This is a genomic window from Pseudomonas sp. KBN10P06128, assembly GCF_037574945.1.
Lineage (GTDB): Bacteria > Pseudomonadota > Gammaproteobacteria > Pseudomonadales > Pseudomonadaceae > Pseudomonas > Pseudomonas aeruginosa.
In genome coordinates, this window is sequence record NZ_JBBELR010000001.1 from 534,865 (window position 1) to 552,243 (window position 17,379).

13 protein-coding genes are annotated in these 17,379 nt (G+C 65.4%); 6 read left to right on the forward strand and 7 right to left on the reverse strand.

What is annotated here, in order from left to right; translation table 11 throughout:
* Window positions 1-80: 80 nt before the first annotated feature.
* Window positions 81-1,484, reverse strand: a complete 1,404-nt coding sequence (locus VQ065_RS02450) for an adenosylmethionine--8-amino-7-oxononanoate transaminase (RefSeq protein ID WP_003084617.1) — start codon at window positions 1,482-1,484, stop codon at window positions 81-83.
* 173 nt (window positions 1,485-1,657) lie between these two features.
* On the opposite strand from VQ065_RS02450, the gene VQ065_RS02455 reads away from it, so the two are divergent.
* From VQ065_RS02455 to VQ065_RS02465, 3 genes are all read left to right on the forward strand, one after another.
* Window positions 1,658-3,148, forward strand: a complete 1,491-nt coding sequence (locus VQ065_RS02455; protein WP_003084621.1) for a flavin monoamine oxidase family protein — start codon at window positions 1,658-1,660, stop codon at window positions 3,146-3,148.
* Window positions 3,149-3,328: 180 nt separating this feature from the next.
* Entirely contained in the window at window positions 3,329-3,898 is a 570-nt protein-coding gene (locus VQ065_RS02460) for a cytochrome b (protein WP_003084623.1), read from the forward strand.
* Window positions 3,899-3,909: 11 nt separating this feature from the next.
* The gene (locus VQ065_RS02465) at window positions 3,910-4,485 is read left to right on the forward strand and encodes a YceI family protein (protein WP_003084626.1); all 576 of its coding nucleotides are present in this window, start codon (window positions 3,910-3,912) and stop codon (window positions 4,483-4,485) included.
* Between the two features lie 68 nt (window positions 4,486-4,553).
* Here VQ065_RS02465 and mexR read toward each other — a convergent pair whose 3' ends face one another.
* Window positions 4,554-4,997, reverse strand: a complete 444-nt coding sequence (mexR, locus tag VQ065_RS02470) for a MarR family transcriptional repressor MexR (protein ID WP_004365054.1) — start codon at window positions 4,995-4,997, stop codon at window positions 4,554-4,556.
* A gap of 274 nt (window positions 4,998-5,271) precedes the next feature.
* Between mexR and mexA the strand changes: the two genes are divergently transcribed.
* Genes mexA through oprM form a run of 3 tightly spaced genes read left to right on the forward strand, consistent with a single transcriptional unit; the run spans window position 5,272 to window position 11,038 of the window.
* Window positions 5,272-6,423, forward strand: a complete 1,152-nt coding sequence (gene mexA / locus VQ065_RS02475; protein ID WP_003118819.1) for a multidrug efflux RND transporter periplasmic adaptor subunit MexA — start codon at window positions 5,272-5,274, stop codon at window positions 6,421-6,423.
* Window positions 6,424-6,438: 15 nt separating this feature from the next.
* Window positions 6,439-9,579: a multidrug efflux RND transporter permease subunit MexB gene (mexB, locus tag VQ065_RS02480; RefSeq protein WP_003084631.1), complete on the forward strand. Its 3,141-nt coding sequence runs from the start codon at window positions 6,439-6,441 to the stop codon at window positions 9,577-9,579.
* 1 nt (window position 9,580) lies between these two features.
* A complete protein-coding gene (gene oprM, locus VQ065_RS02485; RefSeq protein WP_003084633.1) occupies window positions 9,581-11,038 on the forward strand; it encodes a multidrug efflux RND transporter outer membrane channel subunit OprM in 1,458 nt (485 codons plus the stop codon).
* A 95-nt stretch (window positions 11,039-11,133) separates the two neighbouring features.
* On the opposite strand, the gene VQ065_RS02490 is transcribed toward oprM, so the two are convergent.
* The 5 genes from VQ065_RS02490 to ahcY form a co-directional block, all read right to left on the reverse strand.
* Window positions 11,134-13,053 carry a DEAD/DEAH box helicase gene (locus tag VQ065_RS02490; protein WP_003084635.1) on the reverse strand — a complete coding sequence of 640 codons (1,920 nt, stop codon included), beginning with the start codon at window positions 13,051-13,053 and terminating at the stop codon, window positions 11,134-11,136.
* A 250-nt stretch (window positions 13,054-13,303) separates the two neighbouring features.
* Window positions 13,304-14,374 (reverse strand): hypothetical protein, encoded by a 1,071-nt coding sequence (locus VQ065_RS02495; RefSeq protein ID WP_003084637.1) that lies wholly within the window; start codon window positions 14,372-14,374, stop codon window positions 13,304-13,306.
* Window positions 14,375-14,443: 69 nt separating this feature from the next.
* Complete coding sequence (gene metF, locus VQ065_RS02500; RefSeq protein ID WP_003084639.1) at window positions 14,444-15,292, reverse strand: methylenetetrahydrofolate reductase [NAD(P)H]; 849 nt, start codon at window positions 15,290-15,292, stop codon at window positions 14,444-14,446.
* Between the two features lie 66 nt (window positions 15,293-15,358).
* Window positions 15,359-15,913, reverse strand: coding sequence for an HD domain-containing protein (locus VQ065_RS02505; RefSeq protein ID WP_003118822.1), 555 nt, complete (start codon window positions 15,911-15,913; stop codon window positions 15,359-15,361).
* Between the two features lie 40 nt (window positions 15,914-15,953).
* Window positions 15,954-17,363, reverse strand: a complete 1,410-nt coding sequence (gene ahcY / locus VQ065_RS02510) for an adenosylhomocysteinase (RefSeq protein WP_003084643.1) — start codon at window positions 17,361-17,363, stop codon at window positions 15,954-15,956.
* Window positions 17,364-17,379 lie beyond the last annotated feature (16 nt).

Here is a 17,379-nt window from a genome sequence, read left to right on the forward strand (position 1 = left end):
GTAGTGGCGACAGGCGCGCAGTTTACTGCCTGCCGCGGGGCGCTGGAACCGGCCCCCTCGGGACGAAGGGGCGGCGACGTTCAGCCCGGATCGCGGTGGTCCGGGTGGAAGTCGCTGACCGCCACGCTGACCGCGTCGCGGGTGGCGATGTCGATGCCTTCGCTGGCCACCTCGGCGAGGAAGTCGATCTGCTCCGGGGTAATCACGTAGGGCGGCAGGAAATACACCACGCTGCCCAGCGGGCGCAGCAGCGCGCCGCGCTCCAGGCCATGCTGGAAGACCTTCAGGCCGCGGCGCTCCTGCCAGGGGTAGGGCGTCCTGGACGCCTTGTCCTGGACCATTTCGATGGCCAGGACCATCCCGGTCTGGCGCACCTCGGCGACATGCGGGTGGTCGGCCAGGTGCGCGGTGGCCCTGGCCATGTGGGTGGACAGCGCGCGGTTGGCCTCGATCACCTTGTCTTCCTCGAAGATGTCCAGGGTCGCCAGGGCGGCGGCGCAGGCCAGCGGGTTGCCGGTATAGGTGTGCGAGTGGAGGAAGGCGCGCAGGGTCTGGTAGTCGTCGTAGAAGCCCCGGTAGATGGTCTCGCTGGTCAGCACCGCGGACATCGGCAGGTAGCCGCCGGTGAGGGCCTTGGACAGGCAGAGGAAATCCGGGGCGATGCCGGCCTGCTCGCAGGCGAACATCGTCCCGGTGCGGCCGAAGCCCACCGCGATCTCGTCGTGGATCAGGTGCACGCCATAGCGGTCGCAGGCTTCGCGCAGCAGCTTGAGGTAGACCGGATGGTACATGCGCATGCCGCCGGCGCCCTGGATCAGCGGTTCGATGATGACCGCGGCGATCTCGTCGTGCCCTTCGGCCAGGGTGCGCTCCATGTGGGCGAACATGTTCCGCGAATGCTCTTCCCAGCACATGCCGTCCGGACGCAGGAAGCAGTCCGGGCTGGGCACCTTGATGGTGTCCAGCAGCAGCGACTTGTAGGTTTCGGTGAACAGCGCCACGTCGCCCACCGACATCGCCGCGATGGTTTCGCCGTGGTAGCTGTTGGTCAGGGTGACGAAGCGCTTCTTGCGCGGCCTGCCGCTATTGAGCCAGAAGTGGTAGCTCATCTTCAGCGCGACCTCGATGCCCGCCGAGCCGCTGTCGGCGTAGAACACCCGGTCGAGCCCCGGCGGGGTGATCTTCACCAGTCGCTCCGACAGCTCGATCACCGGCTGGTGGCTGAATCCGGCGAGGATCACGTGCTCCAACTGGTCGACCTGGTCCTTGATGCGCTGGTTGATGCGCGGGTTGGCGTGGCCGAACACATTGACCCACCAGGAACTGACCGCGTCGATGTAGCGCTTGCCTTCGAAATCCTCCAGCCAGACGCCTTCGCCGCGGCGGATCGGGATCACCGGCAGGCGTTCGTGGTCTTTCATCTGGGTACAGGGATGCCAGAGTACGTTCAGGTCGCGCTGCATCCAGTCGGCGTTAAGGCCCATGGGCTGTCTCCTCGGATCGATCGGCAAAGCCTATGCAATGGGGGTGAGATGAACAACCCGGTGGGTTGGGACACATCCGACAGCAGCCGCCGACGGACTCCTATGGTGGCCCAAACGGCTCTGGCGTATGCTGCGCGCCGTTGCGTCTTTGCTTTTTTTCTGGGGAGTCCGGTATGTCGTTAAGGTGGCTGCGCGCCGCGGCGTTTCTCATGTTGGGGGTGTTCAGCGCGATGGCGCTGGGCAAGGATAGACAGCCTACGGCGATCGTCGTCGGCGCGGGCCTGGCAGGCCTGAGCGCGGCCTACGAATTGCAGAAGGACGGCTGGCAGGTCACGGTGCTCGAGGCGCGGCCGCAGGTGGGCGGGCGTTCCGGCCTGGCCACCAGCGAATGGGTCGGCAACCAGAAGGTCCAGCCCACGCTCAATGCCTACCTGGACACCTTCAAGCTGAAGCCGGTGCCGGCGCCGGACTTCGTCCGCACCCCCAGCTACCTGATCGACGGCCTGTACTACAGCAGCAGCGATCTCGCGCTCAAGCAGCCGAACGTCGCCGCCGACCTCAAGCGCTTCGAGTCGACCCTGGACGATCTCTCGGCATCGATCTCCGATCCGCTCAACCCCGCCTCGAGCAATACCCTGTTCGCCCTCGACCAGATGAACGCCGCGCGCTGGCTGGACAAGCTGAACCTGTCGCCGACCGCGCGCCTGCTGGTCAACCAGCGTATCCGCTCGCGCTACGACGAACCGTCGCGCCTGTCGCTGCTCTACCTCGCCCAGCAGGGCCGCGCCTACCGTGGCGTCGACGACCGCGACCTGCGCGCGGCGCGCCTGCCCGGCGGCAGCCAGGTGCTGGCGGAAGCCTTCGTCAAGCAGATCAAGACGATCAAGACCAAATCCAAGGTGTCGAGCATCGTCCAGGCCAAGGACGGCGTCGCCGTCAAGGCCGGCAGCGAGACCTACAAGGCCGACTACGTGGTTCTCGCCGTGCCGCTGAAGGCGCTCGGCCAGATCCAGATGACCCCGTCCCTGAGCGGTACCCAGATGTCCGCGCTGAAGGGCACCAACTATGGCTGGCGCGACCAGATCCTGCTGAAGTTCAAGCGCCCGGTGTGGGACGACAAGTCGCGCCTCTCCGGCGAGATCTTCAGCGACCAGGGCCTGGGCATGATCTGGGTCGAGCCGGCGCTGAAAGGCGGCGCCAACGTGCTGATCAACCTGTCCGGCGACAACGCCCGCGTGCTGCAGGCTTTCGGCGACCGGCAGATGGTCGACCAGGTGCTGATCCGCATGAACAAGTTCTATCCGAAGATGCGCGGTGCCTTCGCCGGCTACGAAATTCGTCGCTACAGCGCCGACCCGGGCACCGGCGGTTCCTACCTGGCCTACGGTCCGGGCCAGGTGACGCGCTTCTGGCGGATCTGGGAACAGCCGCTGTCGCGGGTCGCCTTCGCCGGCGAGCACACCGATGCGCTGTACCCCGGCACCATCGAGGGGGCGCTGCGCAGCGGCAAGCGCGCCGCCAGCCAGGTGCGCGACCTGTACGCCGGCAAGACTCCGGTGATCGAGGGCGCACCGATGGTGGCGAAGGCCGAGAAGGTAGCCGCACCGACGACCGGCGGCGAGAAGAAGAACCCGTTCGCCTGGTTCACCCGCCTGTTCGATTGATCCCCTTCGCCGGCGCCGGAAGCTCCGGCGCCTTGCGCTTCCCGGTTCGCAGCGCAATCCAGGGTTTTTTCTTAGCCTGCGAACCTATCTTGTGAATCGATGTTTCAAAGCAGAATTTTCTGCTTTAACTCGATGGATTTGCCGCTAGTCTTGAGGCTTCGCTTTTCAAGGAAGTTTTTCATGCAGTGGCGCAATACCTCATCCCGTTACGGCGTATTCAGCCTGTTCCTGCACTGGGGCAGCGCGCTGGTGGTCTTCGGCCTGTTCGGCCTGGGCCTGTGGATGCGCGAACTGAGCTATTACGACCCCTGGTACCACCCCGCGCCGGCGCTGCATAAAAGCATCGGCATCCTGCTGGCCATCGCCCTGCTGGTGCGGATCGTCTGGCGTTTCGTCAGCCCGCCGCCGCCGGCGCCGGTCAACCACGGTCCGCTCACGCGGGTAGCGAGCAAGCTCGGCCACCTCGCGCTGTACGGGCTGCTGCTGGCGGTGATCGTCGCGGGCTACCTGATTTCCACCGCCGACGGCGAACCGATCAGCGTATTCGGCTGGTTCTCCGTGCCGGCGACCCTCAGCGGGCTGCCCGACCAGGCGGACGTCGCGGGTGAAATCCATCTCTACCTGGCCTGGGCGCTGGTGGTCTTCGCCGTCCTCCATGCCCTGGCCGCCCTCAAGCATCACTTCGTCGACCGCGACCCGACCCTAAAGCGCATGCTCGGTCGCTCGTCGAATGATCAACAACCACGTTAAGGAGAATGTCCATGCTGAAGAAGACCCTTGCCGCGCTGGCGCTCGGCTCCGCACTGTTCACCGCCGGCCAGGCAATGGCCGCGGACTACAAGATCGACAAGGAAGGCCAGCACGCCTTCATCGAGTTCCGCATCAAGCACCTGGGCTATAGCTGGCTGTACGGCCGCTTCAACGACTTCGACGGCAGCTTCACCTTCGACGAGAAGAACCCGTCGGCCGACAAGGTCAAGGTGACCATCAACACCAACAGCGTGGACACCAACCATGCCGAGCGTGACAAGCACCTGCGCAGCGGTGATTTCCTCAACGTCAGCAAGAACCCGACCGCTACCTTCGAATCCACCGAAGTGAAGGCCAACGGCGACAGCGCCGACATCACCGGCAACCTGACCCTGAACGGCGTGACCAAGCCGGTCACCATCAAGGCCAAGCTGATCGGCCAGGGCGACGACCCGTGGGGCGGCTACCGTGCCGGCTTCGAAGGCAGCGCCACCCTGAAGCTGAAAGACTTCGGCATCAAGATGGACCTCGGCCCGGCATCCCAGGAAGTCGAGCTGCTGCTCTCCGTCGAAGGCATTCGCCAGTAAGCGGATACCTGAAACGAAAAACGCCGGCGATCGCCGGCGTTTTTCATTGTGCTTCGAAAAGAATGTTCTTAAATATCCTCAAGCGGTTGCGCGGCCAGGCATTGGTCGAGGAGATGCACCAGGGTGGCTTGTTCCTCCGGGGTGAGCGGGGCAAACAACTCGTCATGCACGCGTGACATGATGGCTTCCGCATGCTGGTGGATGGCCAGCCCCTCGTCGGTGAGGAAGAGCTGGAAGCTGCGCTGGTCGCTGGGGTTGCGCTCGCGGCGGACCAGGTTTCTTCCCTCCAGCTCGCGGATCTTCCGGGTGATCAGTGCCTTGTCGCGGCACATCTGGCGTCCCAGGTCCTGCAGGTTCAGCCCGCGTTGTTCGTCGATAAGCTTCAATACATGGACGTCGGGCGGGGTCAGGTCGAGTCGCTGGCAATCGAGCTCGCTCTGGATGCGCGTCCGTACATGCTGGAAGACCGCCATCAGCGCGGGCATCAGGTCGGGATTCACGGGGTAGTTCATTGGTTTGGCCGAGTAAACCTAATGTAAATGTGGTTGATCCAGTCAACTATTTTGCTTATTTTAGTTGACCTTATCAACCTTGTTTCAGGTTCTGAATATGGGCCATGGCGCCGGGTGGATAACCGGCCATCGAGCTAAAACGTTTCAGGTGTTTTCACGCGAGGCTTTCGGACGTTTACAAACACCTATGAATGTAAGTATTTTGCCTGCCTTCTTCGAGCCGGTGCAGCGCCTTCACGCTGCATCGGCCGCTTTCGCTCATGAGGACAACGCTATGCAACGAACGCCAGCCATGCGTGTACTGGTTCCGGCCCTGCTGGTCGCGATTTCGGCCCTTTCCGGGTGCGGAAAAAGCGAGGCGCCGCCGCCGGCGCAAACGCCGGAGGTCGGAATCGTGACCCTGGAAGCGCAGACGGTGACCCTGAATACTGAGCTGCCGGGCCGGACCAATGCGTTCCGCATCGCCGAGGTGCGTCCCCAGGTGAACGGCATCATCCTCAAGCGCCTGTTCAAGGAAGGCAGCGACGTCAAGGCCGGGCAGCAGCTCTACCAGATCGACCCCGCCACCTACGAGGCCGACTACCAGAGCGCCCAGGCCAACCTGGCCTCGACCCAGGAGCAGGCCCAGCGCTACAAGCTGCTGGTCGCCGACCAGGCCGTGAGCAAGCAGCAGTACGCCGACGCCAATGCCGCCTACCTGCAGTCCAAGGCGGCGGTGGAACAGGCGCGGATCAACCTGCGCTACACCAAGGTGCTGTCGCCGATCTCCGGCCGCATCGGCCGTTCCGCGGTGACCGAAGGCGCCCTGGTGACCAACGGCCAGGCCAACGCGATGGCCACCGTGCAACAGCTCGACCCGATCTACGTCGACGTCACCCAGCCGTCCACCGCCCTGCTGCGCCTGCGCCGCGAACTGGCCAGCGGCCAGTTGGAGCGCGCCGGCGACAACGCTGCGAAGGTCTCCCTGAAGCTGGAGGACGGTAGCCAATACCCGCTGGAAGGCCGCCTCGAATTCTCCGAGGTTTCCGTCGACGAAGGCACCGGCTCGGTCACCATCCGCGCCGTGTTCCCCAACCCGAACAACGAGCTGCTGCCCGGCATGTTCGTTCACGCGCAGTTGCAGGAAGGCGTCAAGCAGAAGGCCATCCTCGCTCCGCAGCAAGGCGTGACCCGCGACCTCAAGGGCCAGGCTACCGCGCTGGTGGTGAACGCGCAGAACAAGGTCGAGCTGCGGGTGATCAAGGCCGACCGGGTGATCGGCGACAAGTGGCTGGTCACCGAAGGCCTGAACGCCGGCGACAAGATCATTACCGAAGGCCTGCAGTTCGTGCAGCCGGGTGTCGAGGTGAAGACCGTGCCGGCGAAGAATGTCGCGTCCGCGCAGAAGGCCGACGCCGCTCCGGCGAAAACCGACAGCAAGGGCTGATCAAGGGGATTCGTAATGTCGAAGTTTTTCATTGATAGGCCCATTTTCGCGTGGGTGATCGCCTTGGTGATCATGCTCGCGGGCGGCCTGTCGATCCTCAGTCTGCCGGTCAACCAGTACCCGGCCATCGCCCCGCCGGCCATCGCCGTGCAGGTGAGCTACCCGGGCGCCTCGGCCGAGACGGTGCAGGACACCGTGGTCCAGGTGATCGAGCAGCAGATGAACGGGATCGACAATCTGCGCTACATCTCCTCGGAGAGTAACTCCGACGGCAGCATGACCATCACCGTGACCTTCGAACAGGGCACCGACCCCGACATCGCCCAGGTCCAGGTGCAGAACAAGCTGCAACTGGCCACCCCGCTGCTGCCGCAGGAAGTGCAGCGCCAGGGGATCCGGGTGACCAAGGCGGTGAAGAACTTCCTCATGGTGGTCGGTGTGGTTTCCACCGACGGCAGCATGACCAAGGAAGACCTGTCGAACTACATCGTTTCCAACATCCAGGACCCGCTCTCGCGGACCAAGGGCGTCGGTGACTTCCAGGTGTTCGGCTCGCAGTACTCGATGCGCATCTGGCTCGACCCGGCCAAGCTGAACAGCTACCAGCTGACCCCCGGCGACGTGAGCAGCGCGATCCAGGCGCAGAACGTGCAGATTTCCTCCGGCCAGCTCGGCGGCTTGCCGGCGGTCAAGGGCCAGCAGCTCAACGCCACCATCATCGGCAAGACCCGCCTGCAGACCGCGGAGCAATTCGAGAACATCCTGCTCAAGGTCAATCCCGACGGTTCCCAGGTGCGCCTGAAGGACGTCGCCGATGTAGGCCTGGGCGGCCAGGACTACAGCATCAACGCGCAGTTCAACGGCAGCCCGGCGTCCGGTATCGCGATCAAGCTGGCCACCGGCGCCAACGCGCTGGATACCGCTAAGGCGATCCGCCAGACCATCGCCAACCTGGAACCGTTCATGCCGCAGGGCATGAAGGTGGTCTACCCGTACGACACCACCCCGGTGGTCTCGGCCTCGATCCATGAGGTAGTGAAGACCCTCGGCGAGGCGATCCTCCTCGTGTTCCTGGTGATGTACCTGTTCCTGCAGAACTTCCGCGCCACGCTGATCCCGACCATCGCCGTACCGGTGGTGCTGCTGGGGACCTTCGGCGTGCTCGCCGCGTTCGGCTTCTCGATCAACACCCTGACCATGTTCGGCATGGTGCTGGCCATCGGCTTGCTGGTGGACGACGCCATCGTGGTGGTGGAGAACGTCGAGCGGGTGATGGCCGAGGAAGGCCTGTCGCCAAGGGAGGCGGCGCGCAAGTCCATGGGCCAGATCCAGGGCGCGCTGGTCGGTATCGCCATGGTGCTCTCGGCGGTATTCCTGCCGATGGCGTTCTTCGGCGGCTCCACCGGGGTGATCTACCGGCAGTTCTCCATCACCATCGTGTCGGCCATGGCCCTCTCGGTGATCGTGGCGCTGATCCTCACCCCGGCGCTCTGCGCGACCATGCTCAAGCCGATCGAGAAAGGCGACCATGGCGAGCACAAGGGCGGCTTCTTCGGCTGGTTCAACCGGATGTTCCTTTCCACCACCCACGGCTACGAGCGGGGCGTGGCGTCGATCCTCAAGCATCGCGCGCCGTACCTGCTGATCTACGTGGTGATCGTGGCCGGGATGATCTGGATGTTCACCCGCATTCCCACCGCGTTCCTCCCCGACGAGGACCAGGGCGTACTGTTCGCCCAGGTACAGACCCCGCCGGGCTCCAGCGCCGAGCGTACCCAGGTGGTGGTGGACTCGATGCGCGAATACCTGCTGGAGAAGGAAAGCTCTTCGGTCAGCTCGGTGTTCACCGTGACCGGCTTCAACTTCGCCGGCCGCGGCCAGAGTTCGGGCATGGCGTTCATCATGCTCAAGCCCTGGGAAGAGCGTCCCGGTGGTGAGAACAGCGTGTTCGAGCTGGCCAAGCGCGCGCAGATGCACTTCTTCAGCTTCAAGGACGCGATGGTGTTCGCCTTCGCGCCGCCGTCGGTACTGGAACTGGGTAACGCCACCGGCTTCGACCTGTTCCTCCAGGACCAGGCGGGCGTCGGCCACGAGGTCCTGCTCCAGGCGCGCAACAAGTTCCTCATGCTCGCCGCGCAGAACCCGGCGCTGCAACGCGTGCGCCCCAACGGCATGAGCGACGAACCGCAGTACAAGCTGGAGATCGACGACGAGAAGGCCAGCGCCCTCGGCGTGTCCCTCGCCGACATCAACAGCACCGTGTCCATCGCCTGGGGTTCCAGCTACGTCAACGACTTCATCGACCGTGGCCGGGTCAAGCGGGTCTACCTGCAGGGCAGGCCGGACGCGCGGATGAACCCGGACGACCTGAGCAAGTGGTACGTGCGCAACGACAAGGGCGAGATGGTGCCGTTCAACGCCTTCGCCACCGGCAAGTGGGAATACGGTTCGCCGAAGCTGGAGCGCTACAATGGCGTGCCGGCGATGGAGATCCTCGGCGAGCCGGCGCCCGGCCTGAGTTCCGGTGACGCCATGGCGGCGGTCGAGGAGATCGTCAAGCAATTGCCGAAAGGCGTTGGCTACTCCTGGACCGGCCTGTCCTACGAGGAGCGCTTGTCCGGCTCGCAGGCGCCGGCGCTGTATGCGCTGTCGCTGCTGGTGGTGTTCCTCTGCCTGGCGGCCCTGTACGAAAGCTGGTCGATTCCGTTCTCGGTGATGCTGGTGGTGCCGTTGGGCGTGATCGGCGCGCTGCTGGCGACGTCCATGCGCGGCCTGTCCAACGACGTGTTCTTCCAGGTGGGCCTGTTGACGACCATCGGCCTGTCGGCGAAGAACGCCATTCTCATCGTGGAGTTCGCCAAGGAGCTGCACGAGCAGGGCAAGGACATCGTCGAGGCGGCCATCGAGGCCTGCCGCATGCGTCTGCGGCCGATCGTGATGACCTCCCTGGCGTTCATCCTCGGTGTGGTTCCGCTGGCGATCTCCACCGGCGCCGGCTCGGGCAGCCAGCATGCGATCGGTACCGGCGTGATCGGCGGCATGGTCACTGCGACCGTCCTGGCGATCTTCTGGGTACCGCTGTTCTACGTGGCGGTCAGCACGCTGTTCAAGGACGAGGCGTCCAAGCAGCAGGCTGAGGCCGAAAAGGGGCAATGATATGAAAAGGTCCTTCCTTTCCCTGGCGGTAGCCGCTGTCGTTCTGTCCGGCTGCTCGCTGATTCCCGACTACCAGCGCCCCGAGGCGCCGGTAGCCGCGGCCTACCCGCAAGGGCAGGCCTACGGGCAGAACACCGGCGCGGCGGCCGTTCCGGCCGCCGACATCGGCTGGCGCGAGTTCTTCCGCGACCCGCAGTTGCAGCAACTGATCGGCGTGGCGCTGGAAAACAACCGCGACCTGCGGGTCGCCGCGTTGAACGTCGAGGCCTTCCGGGCGCAGTACCGCATCCAGCGGGCCGACCTGTTCCCGCGGATCGGCGTGGATGGTAGCGGCACCCGCCAGCGTTTGCCGGGCGACCTGTCGACCACCGGCAGTCCGGCGATTTCCAGCCAGTACGGGGTGACCCTGGGCACTACCGCCTGGGAACTCGATCTCTTCGGCCGCCTGCGCAGCCTGCGCGACCAGGCCCTGGAGCAGTACCTGGCGACCGAACAGGCGCAGCGCAGCGCGCAGACCACCCTGGTGGCCAGCGTGGCGACCGCCTACCTGACGCTGAAGGCCGACCAGGCGCAGTTGCAACTGACCAAGGACACCCTGGGCACCTACCAGAAGAGTTTCGACCTGACCCAGCGCAGCTACGACGTCGGCGTCGCCTCCGCGCTCGACCTGCGCCAGGCGCAGACCGCCGTGGAAGGCGCCCGCGCGACCCTGGCGCAGTACACCCGCCTGGTAGCCCAGGACCAGAATGCGCTGGTCCTGCTGCTGGGCTCCGGGATCCCGGCGAACCTGCCGCAAGGCCTGGGCCTGGACCAGACCCTGCTGACCGAAGTGCCGGCGGGTCTGCCGTCGGACCTGCTGCAACGGCGCCCGGACATCCTCGAGGCCGAGCACCAGCTCATGGCCGCCAACGCCAGCATCGGCGCCGCGCGCGCGGCGTTCTTCCCGAGCATCAGCCTGACCGCCAACGCCGGCACCATGAGCCGCCAGCTGTCCGGCCTGTTCGACGCCGGTTCGGGCTCCTGGTTGTTCCAGCCGTCGATCAACCTGCCGATCTTCACCGCCGGCAGCCTGCGCGCCAGCCTGGACTACGCGAAGATCCAGAAGGACATCAACGTCGCGCAGTACGAGAAGGCGATCCAGACCGCCTTCCAGGAAGTCGCCGACGGTCTGGCCGCGCGCGGTACCTTCACCGAGCAGTTGCAGGCACAGCGCGATCTGGTCAAGGCCAGCGACGAGTACTACCAGCTCGCCGACAAGCGCTACCGCACGGGGGTGGACAACTACCTGACCCTGCTCGACGCGCAACGCTCGCTGTTCACCGCGCAGCAGCAACTGATCACCGACCGCCTCAACCAGCTGACCAGCGAGGTCAACCTGTACAAGGCCCTCGGCGGCGGCTGGAACCAGCAGACCGTGACCCAGCAGCAGACCGCGAAGAAGGAAGATCCGCAGGCCTGATCGCCTTCCGCGCCATGCAAGAACGCCGACCCTAGGGTCGGCGTTTTTTTATCCTCGCGGAAGTCGGCGGGTCCGCGTCACGGACCCGCTCGGCCTTAGCGGTTGCGGGTCAGCAGTGCGGGGCGCTCGCCCTTGCGCCGCGGCTCCAGCTCGTCGAGCTGCTCGGCGGTGGGGAAGCGATCCATGCGCACCAGGTCGCGCTTGTTGATCACCACCGGCTGGCGGCTCGGCTGCTTGCCGGTGCCGTACTCGGACGGCTCGCGCAGCGGCGCGTCGCTCATCCGCGAGGCATTCTCGCGACCCTGGCCGCGCGGCTTGCTGGCGCGCGGTTTCTTCGCCTTGCCCTGGCCGGCACCCTGACCGCGAGCGCCGCCTTGAGCGGCGCCCTGGCTCTTGCCGCGAGCTTGGCCCTGGCCTTGGCCACGACCCTGCTGGCCGGTACCGCCCTGGGGTTTCTGCTGGCCACCGCGGCGTCCGCGTCCCTTGTTTTCCTGGCCCTGGTAGGGGCTGACGTAGTCGGCGCGGTTGCCGAAATTGTCGAAGTCGTCGTCGAGGAACTCTTCCGGATCGCGATTACCGTCGACTTCCGGCGGCCGATTGGGCTTGGCCGGACGCGCTTCGCGGCTCTGCCGCGGCTGCTGCGCTTGGCCGGCCTCGCGGTTTTCCTTGTTCTTGCCACCGCGACGGCGGCGCTTGCCGGCCGGCTTCTCGGTACCGTCCTGGGCCGCAGCGACATTGCTGTCGGGGTTGCTCGCCTGGGCGTCTTTCGGCTTGCGCTCGCGGCTGCTGCGCCGTTCCTTGTCGCGGCGCGGCTGCTTCTGCGGCGCTTCGCGGGGCTCCGGCTGGGCCACCTCGGGCAGCACGGCCTCGGGGTCGAAACCCTGGGCATCGCCATCGGGAATACGCTGTCTGGTCATCTTCTCGATGGCCTTGAGCAGCTTCTCTTCGTCCGGCGCCACCAGCGAGATCGCCTCGCCGCTGCGTCCGGCTCGGCCGGTACGGCCGATGCGGTGGACGTAGTCTTCCTCGACGTTGGGCAGTTCGTAGTTGACCACATGGGGCAACTGGTCGATATCCAGGCCGCGGGCGGCGATGTCGGTCGCCACCAGGATGCGCACGTCGTTGGCCTTGAAGTCGGCCAGCGCCTTGGTCCGCGCGTTCTGGCTCTTGTTGCCATGGATCGCGGCGGCCGGCAGGCCGTGCTTGGTCAGGTACTCGGCGAGACGGTTGGCGCCGTGCTTGGTACGGGTGAAGACCAGCACCTGTTCCCAGGCGCCGACGGTCACCAGGTGCGCCAGCAGGGCGCGCTTCTGCGGCGCCGGCAGGCGGAACACGCGTTGCTCGATGCGCTCGACCGTGGTGTTCGGCGGCGTTACCTCGATGCGTTCCGGGTTGTGCAGGAGCTTGTTGGCGAGGTCGACGATGTCTTTCGAGAAGGTAGCCGAGAACAGCAGGTTCTGGCGCTTGGGCGGCAGCTTGGCGAGAACCTTCTTCACATCGTGGATGAAGCCCATGTCGAGCATGCGGTCGGCTTCGTCGAGGACGAGGATTTCCACGTGGGACAGGTCGACCTTGTTCTGCCCGGCCAGGTCGAGCAGGCGGCCGGGGCAGGCGACGAGTACGTCGACGCCCTTGGCCAGGGCCTGGATCTGCGGGTTCATGCCAACCCCGCCGAAGATGCAGGTGCTGTTCAGCGGCAGGTCGCGGGCGTAGACCTTGAAGCTGTCATGCACCTGGGCGGCCAGCTCACGGGTCGGGGTCAGTACCAGCACGCGCGCCTGGCGCGGGCCGTGGCGGTGTTCGCGGTCGGGATGACCGGCGGGGAACAGGCGCTCCAGTACCGGCAGGGCGAAACCACCGGTCTTGCCGGTGCCGGTCTGTGCCGCAACCATCAGGTCGCGACCTTGCAACACGGCGGGAATCGCCCGCTGTTGCACGGGAGTGGGCTGGCTGTAGCCCGCAGCCTCCACAGCGCGGGCAAGCGCCTCGGAGAGTCCGAGGGAAGAAAAGGACATGCGGGTTTTCCTATATGGGCCGGGGCGAGGCCGGCTGCTGTGAAATCACCAAGTTCTGCGAACTCCTGTCTACCTTCGGGCCCTGTCGGCCAGGGCGGAAGGTCTGGCCGCGGCGCTGCGTATGCGCTCGGTGGCCGGTGTCGAACGGGTGCCCTCGCGGGCATGGCCGCGCACCTGGTCGGGGGCGCTGGCCGGTTCGCTCCCGGCCCTGGGTGGGGGGGCCGGGGGCAGCGTCAACGGAGGGCTGCGGTCAGAGCAGGTCACGCTGGCGCAAATGCTGGCGGATCTCGTTGGCCCGGGAGCCAAGGAGGTTGCGCAGCAAGCTGTGATTCAGCCAATCCTCGATTTGTTCCGCAATCGGTTCCTGCGGATAGCGTTCGATGGCATTGGTCGCGGCTTTCTCCCACCAGACGGGGCCGCAGGCCCGGTCGAACTCGTTACTGTATTCGTGGCAACCGTAGAGCAGTTCGATACTGAACTGGCGCATCGGAGCCGGCAACGGCAGGGTTCCCAGCTTGTACAGCAGACGCTTGGCACGCGGTGGGCGTGGCAGTCGATCGGTCACCTTGAGGGTGTCGTCGAGGGCTGCAGCGCTGAGAAGGGAGGAACCGTGCTTGCACAACCAGGCCTGGATCTTCGCGCGGAACAGCTGTTTCCGGCTCCAGTAATGGTGGATCAGGTCGGTACAACCCACCAGCTCCAGCCGCTTGTGGGCGGCGACGGCCAGGACGAATTCCTCAAGAGTATAGGCACCGTTGGCAATTGGATAGAGTTCATCCATTAATTCCAACGAACGGTCGAGTATTTTCGCCTCTTCCCGAGGCAGGCCGATGACGCCGGAGTTGAGCTGGTGCATCTCGTCGTCGGCCCAGCCGCGCTCGAACAGGTAGGGCGAGAGGTCGCGGTAGAGCGGGAAGTTACGGTGTTCGCCATAGCGCGCGCCGATCGCGTTGCACAGCAGGCTGCCGGGCTGGATGCGGTCGAACAGGCGCAGGGGCGAACTGTGGAAGAAGGTATCGGTGTCGATCAGCAATGCCTGGTCGGCGTCTTCCAGGGCGTCGCGCAGGGCCACGTGCTTGGCGCGGAAGTGATAGCCGTGCGGTTGGCACCAGGCGACCAACTCCTCGGCCGTCACTTCGCGGACCTGCACCGGCAGGCCGGCGTAGGGACTGGGGTCGTCGGTATAGACCCTGACCGTCAGGCCATGCGCCGCCCCGTCGCGGAGGTGGGCGAAGGCGCTGGCGATGCTGAACAGGGCTTCCTGGTGGTAGGTCTGTCGCCCGTAGACCAGGTAGATCAGATGCTTGCGTGAGTTGGCCATGTCTGTCGTGGATCGCGTGAGAGGCTTCCCTGCCGGTATACGCTGCCGGGCCGAACCGCGTGGGCGGTATCAGCGTGGCAGCTGGAGATTCTTCCAGATCGCCAGGCTCGGATCGGCCTGGTTCAAAGTATAGAAATGCAGTCCCGGTGCGCCGCCCTCCAGCAGGCGTTCGCACATCTCGCTGATGACCTGCTCACCGAAGGCCTGGATGCTGCGGCTGTCGTCGCCGTAGGCTTCCAGTTGCTTGCGGATCCAGCGCGGCAGTTCGGCGCCGCAGGCGTCGGAGAAGCGCGCCAGCTTGGAGTAGTTGGTGATCGGCATGATGCCGGGGACCACCGGGATGTCCACGCCGAGCTTGGCGACCCGCTCGACGAAGTAGAAATAGGCATCGGCGTTGAAGAAGTACTGGGTGATGGCGCTGCTGGCGCCGGCCTTCACCTTGCGCACGAAGTTCGCCAGGTCATCCTCGAAGCTGCGCGCCTGGGGGTGGACTTCCGGATAGGCGGCGACCTCGATGTGGAAGTGGTCGCCGGTCTCGGTGCGGATGAAGTCCACCAGTTCGTTGGCGTAGCGCAGTTCGCCGCTGGCCATGCCCATGCCCGACGGCAGGTCGCCGCGCAGGGCGACGATGCGGCGGATGCCGGCCTCGCGGTAGCGGCCGAGCAGTTCGCGCAACTCGGCTTTCGAGTCGCCGACACAGGACAGGTGGGGCGCGGTCGGCACCTTCACCTCGCCGTCCAGTTGCAGCACGGTACTCAACGTGCGGTCGCGGGTGGATCCGCCGGCGCCGTAGGTGCAGGAGAAGAAGTCGGGCTTGTAGCCCGCCAGGTTGCGGGCGGTGGCCAACAGCTTTTCATGGCCGGCCTCGGTCTTCGCCGGGAAGAACTCGAAGCTGAAACGGCGTTCGCTCTGACTCATGATCGGTTCCTTGGACGCGACCACGGCCGCGCCTCTTCTTGTTGATTCCGACTAGCGCCGGGTACTTCAGTAGTACTGGCGGTAGTGCTCGATTTTTTCCCGCAGGCGTCGGGCCGTCGCGGCGTGGGCATGGCCGAGGCGAGCGAGGATCAGCTGCGACTCCTGGTGGTAGTTCGCGATCTTGTCCTGGTTCCAGGTCTGCGGCGGTGGCTGCAGGTTGGTGATGCGGTCGCACAGTTTGACCAGGGCGTACTGCGCCGGGCCCTCGGCAAGCGCCTGGAGATAGTCGTCGAGGGAACGCTTGGGGCCGTCGCCCACGCGCTTGCTCAGGGCCTGCACGCCGGCACAGACGAACTCGCCGAACTGTTGCCGCAGCTCCTCGGGTGAGGTCGCGGTGTCTTCCAGGGTGTCGTGCAGGACCGCGATCTGCAGGGTTTCCCCGAGCCGTTCGATGGCACCGTCGCGATCGGCGGCCAGCAGCTCGTTGGCGACCATGCCCAGGTGCACCAGATAAGGCAGCGGCGAGCCGCTGAGGGTCTGGTTGCGGTGGGCGCGGGCGGCGAACAGCCAGGCCTGGTTGTAGCGATCGGCGAGGTGCGTGGACATCGTGGGAGCGCTCATGCGAACGGGGCAGGCGCATGGCGCCTGCCCCGTGGTCCGCTTAGTAGCGATAGGTGTCCGGCTTGAACGGGCCTTCCACGCTCACGCCGATGTACTCGGCCTGTTTCGGGGTCAGCTGGGTGACCACGCCGCCGAAGCCCTTGACCATCTCCAGGGCCACTTCCTCGTCGAGCTTCTTCGGCAGCACTTCGACGCTCAGGCGCTTGGCCTTCTCGGCGGCCGGCAGGTCGGCGTACTTCTGCTCGAACAGGTGGATCTGCGCCAGCACCTGGTTGGCGAAGGAACCGTCCATGATCCGGCTCGGATGGCCGGTGGCGTTGCCCAGGTTGACCAGGCGGCCCTCAGCGAGAAGGATCAGGTAGTCGTCGTTGTGCGCGTCGAAACCGTCCTTGCCGGTGCGGTGGATCTTGTGCACCTGCGGCTTGACCTCTTCCCAGGCCCAGTTCTTGCGCATGAAGGCGGTGTCGATCTCGTTGTCGAAGTGGCCGATGTTGCAGACCACCGCGCGCTTCTTCAGCGCCTTGAGCATGTTGGCGTCGCAGACGTTGACGTTGCCGGTGGTGGTGACGATCAGGTCGATCTTGCCCAGCAGCGCGGCGTCGATGCTGGCCTCGGTGCCGTCGTTGATGCCGTTCTTGTACGGCGAGACGACTTCGAAGCCGTCCATGCAGGCCTGCATGGCGCAGATCGGGTCGACTTCCGCGACCTTGACGATCATGCCTTCCTGGCGCAGCGACTGCGAGGAGCCCTTGCCCACGTCGCCGTAGCCGATCACCAGGGCCTGCTTGCCCGACAGCAGGTGGTCGGTGCCGCGCTTGATGGCGTCGTTGAGGCTATGGCGGCAGCCGTACTTGTTGTCGTTCTTGCTCTTGGTCACCGAGTCGTTGACGTTGATCGCCGGGACTTTCAGGGTGCCGTTCTTGAGCATGTCGAGCAGGCGGTGGACCCCGGTGGTGGTCTCTTCGGTGATGCCGTGGATGCGCTCGAGCATCTGCGGGTATTTCTTGTGCAGGATCTCGGTCAGGTCACCGCCGTCGTCCAGCACCATGTTGGCGTCCCACGGCTGGCCGTCCTTAAGGATGGTCTGCTCGATGCACCATTCGTACTCTTCCTCGGTCTCGCCCTTCCAGGCGAATATCGGGATGCCGGCGGCGGCGATGGCGGCGGCGGCCTGGTCCTGGGTGGAGAAGATGTTGCAGCTCGACCAGCGGACTTCGGCGCCCAGCGCGACCAGGGTCTCGATCAGCACGCCGGTCTGGATGGTCATGTGGATGCAACCGAGGATCTTCGCGCCTTTCAGCGGCTGCTGGCCGGCATACTTGCGGCGCAGGCCCATCAGTGCGGGCATTTCCGATTCGGCGATGATCAGCTCGCGGCGGCCCCAGGCGGCCAGGGTGATGTCGGCGACCTTGTAGTCGGTGAAACCGGCGGGCGTCATGACAGCGCTCATGCGTAACTCTCCATTC

Bases quoted from the DNA above. Each gene is read 5' to 3' on its own strand.
- metF (WP_003084639.1), bottom strand. From the start codon at position 15,292: ATGAGTCAGAGCGAACGCCGTTTCAGCTTCGAGTTCTTCCCGGCGAAG.
- mexR (WP_004365054.1), bottom strand. From the start codon at position 4,997: ATGAACTACCCCGTGAATCCCGACCTGATGCCCGCGCTGATGGCGGTC.
- VQ065_RS02450 (WP_003084617.1), bottom strand. From the start codon at position 1,484: ATGGGCCTTAACGCCGACTGGATGCAGCGCGACCTGAACGTACTCTGG.
- VQ065_RS02495 (WP_003084637.1), bottom strand. From the start codon at position 14,374: ATGGCCAACTCACGCAAGCATCTGATCTACCTGGTCTACGGGCGACAG.
- VQ065_RS02505 (WP_003118822.1), bottom strand. From the start codon at position 15,913: ATGAGCGCTCCCACGATGTCCACGCACCTCGCCGATCGCTACAACCAG.
- VQ065_RS02460 (WP_003084623.1), top strand. From the start codon at position 3,329: ATGCAGTGGCGCAATACCTCATCCCGTTACGGCGTATTCAGCCTGTTC.
- ahcY (WP_003084643.1), bottom strand. From the start codon at position 17,363: ATGAGCGCTGTCATGACGCCCGCCGGTTTCACCGACTACAAGGTCGCC.
- VQ065_RS02455 (WP_003084621.1), top strand. From the start codon at position 1,658: ATGTCGTTAAGGTGGCTGCGCGCCGCGGCGTTTCTCATGTTGGGGGTG.
- VQ065_RS02465 (WP_003084626.1), top strand. From the start codon at position 3,910: ATGCTGAAGAAGACCCTTGCCGCGCTGGCGCTCGGCTCCGCACTGTTC.
- mexB (WP_003084631.1), top strand. From the start codon at position 6,439: ATGTCGAAGTTTTTCATTGATAGGCCCATTTTCGCGTGGGTGATCGCC.
- oprM (WP_003084633.1), top strand. From the start codon at position 9,581: ATGAAAAGGTCCTTCCTTTCCCTGGCGGTAGCCGCTGTCGTTCTGTCC.
- mexA (WP_003118819.1), top strand. From the start codon at position 5,272: ATGCAACGAACGCCAGCCATGCGTGTACTGGTTCCGGCCCTGCTGGTC.
- VQ065_RS02490 (WP_003084635.1), bottom strand. From the start codon at position 13,053: ATGTCCTTTTCTTCCCTCGGACTCTCCGAGGCGCTTGCCCGCGCTGTG.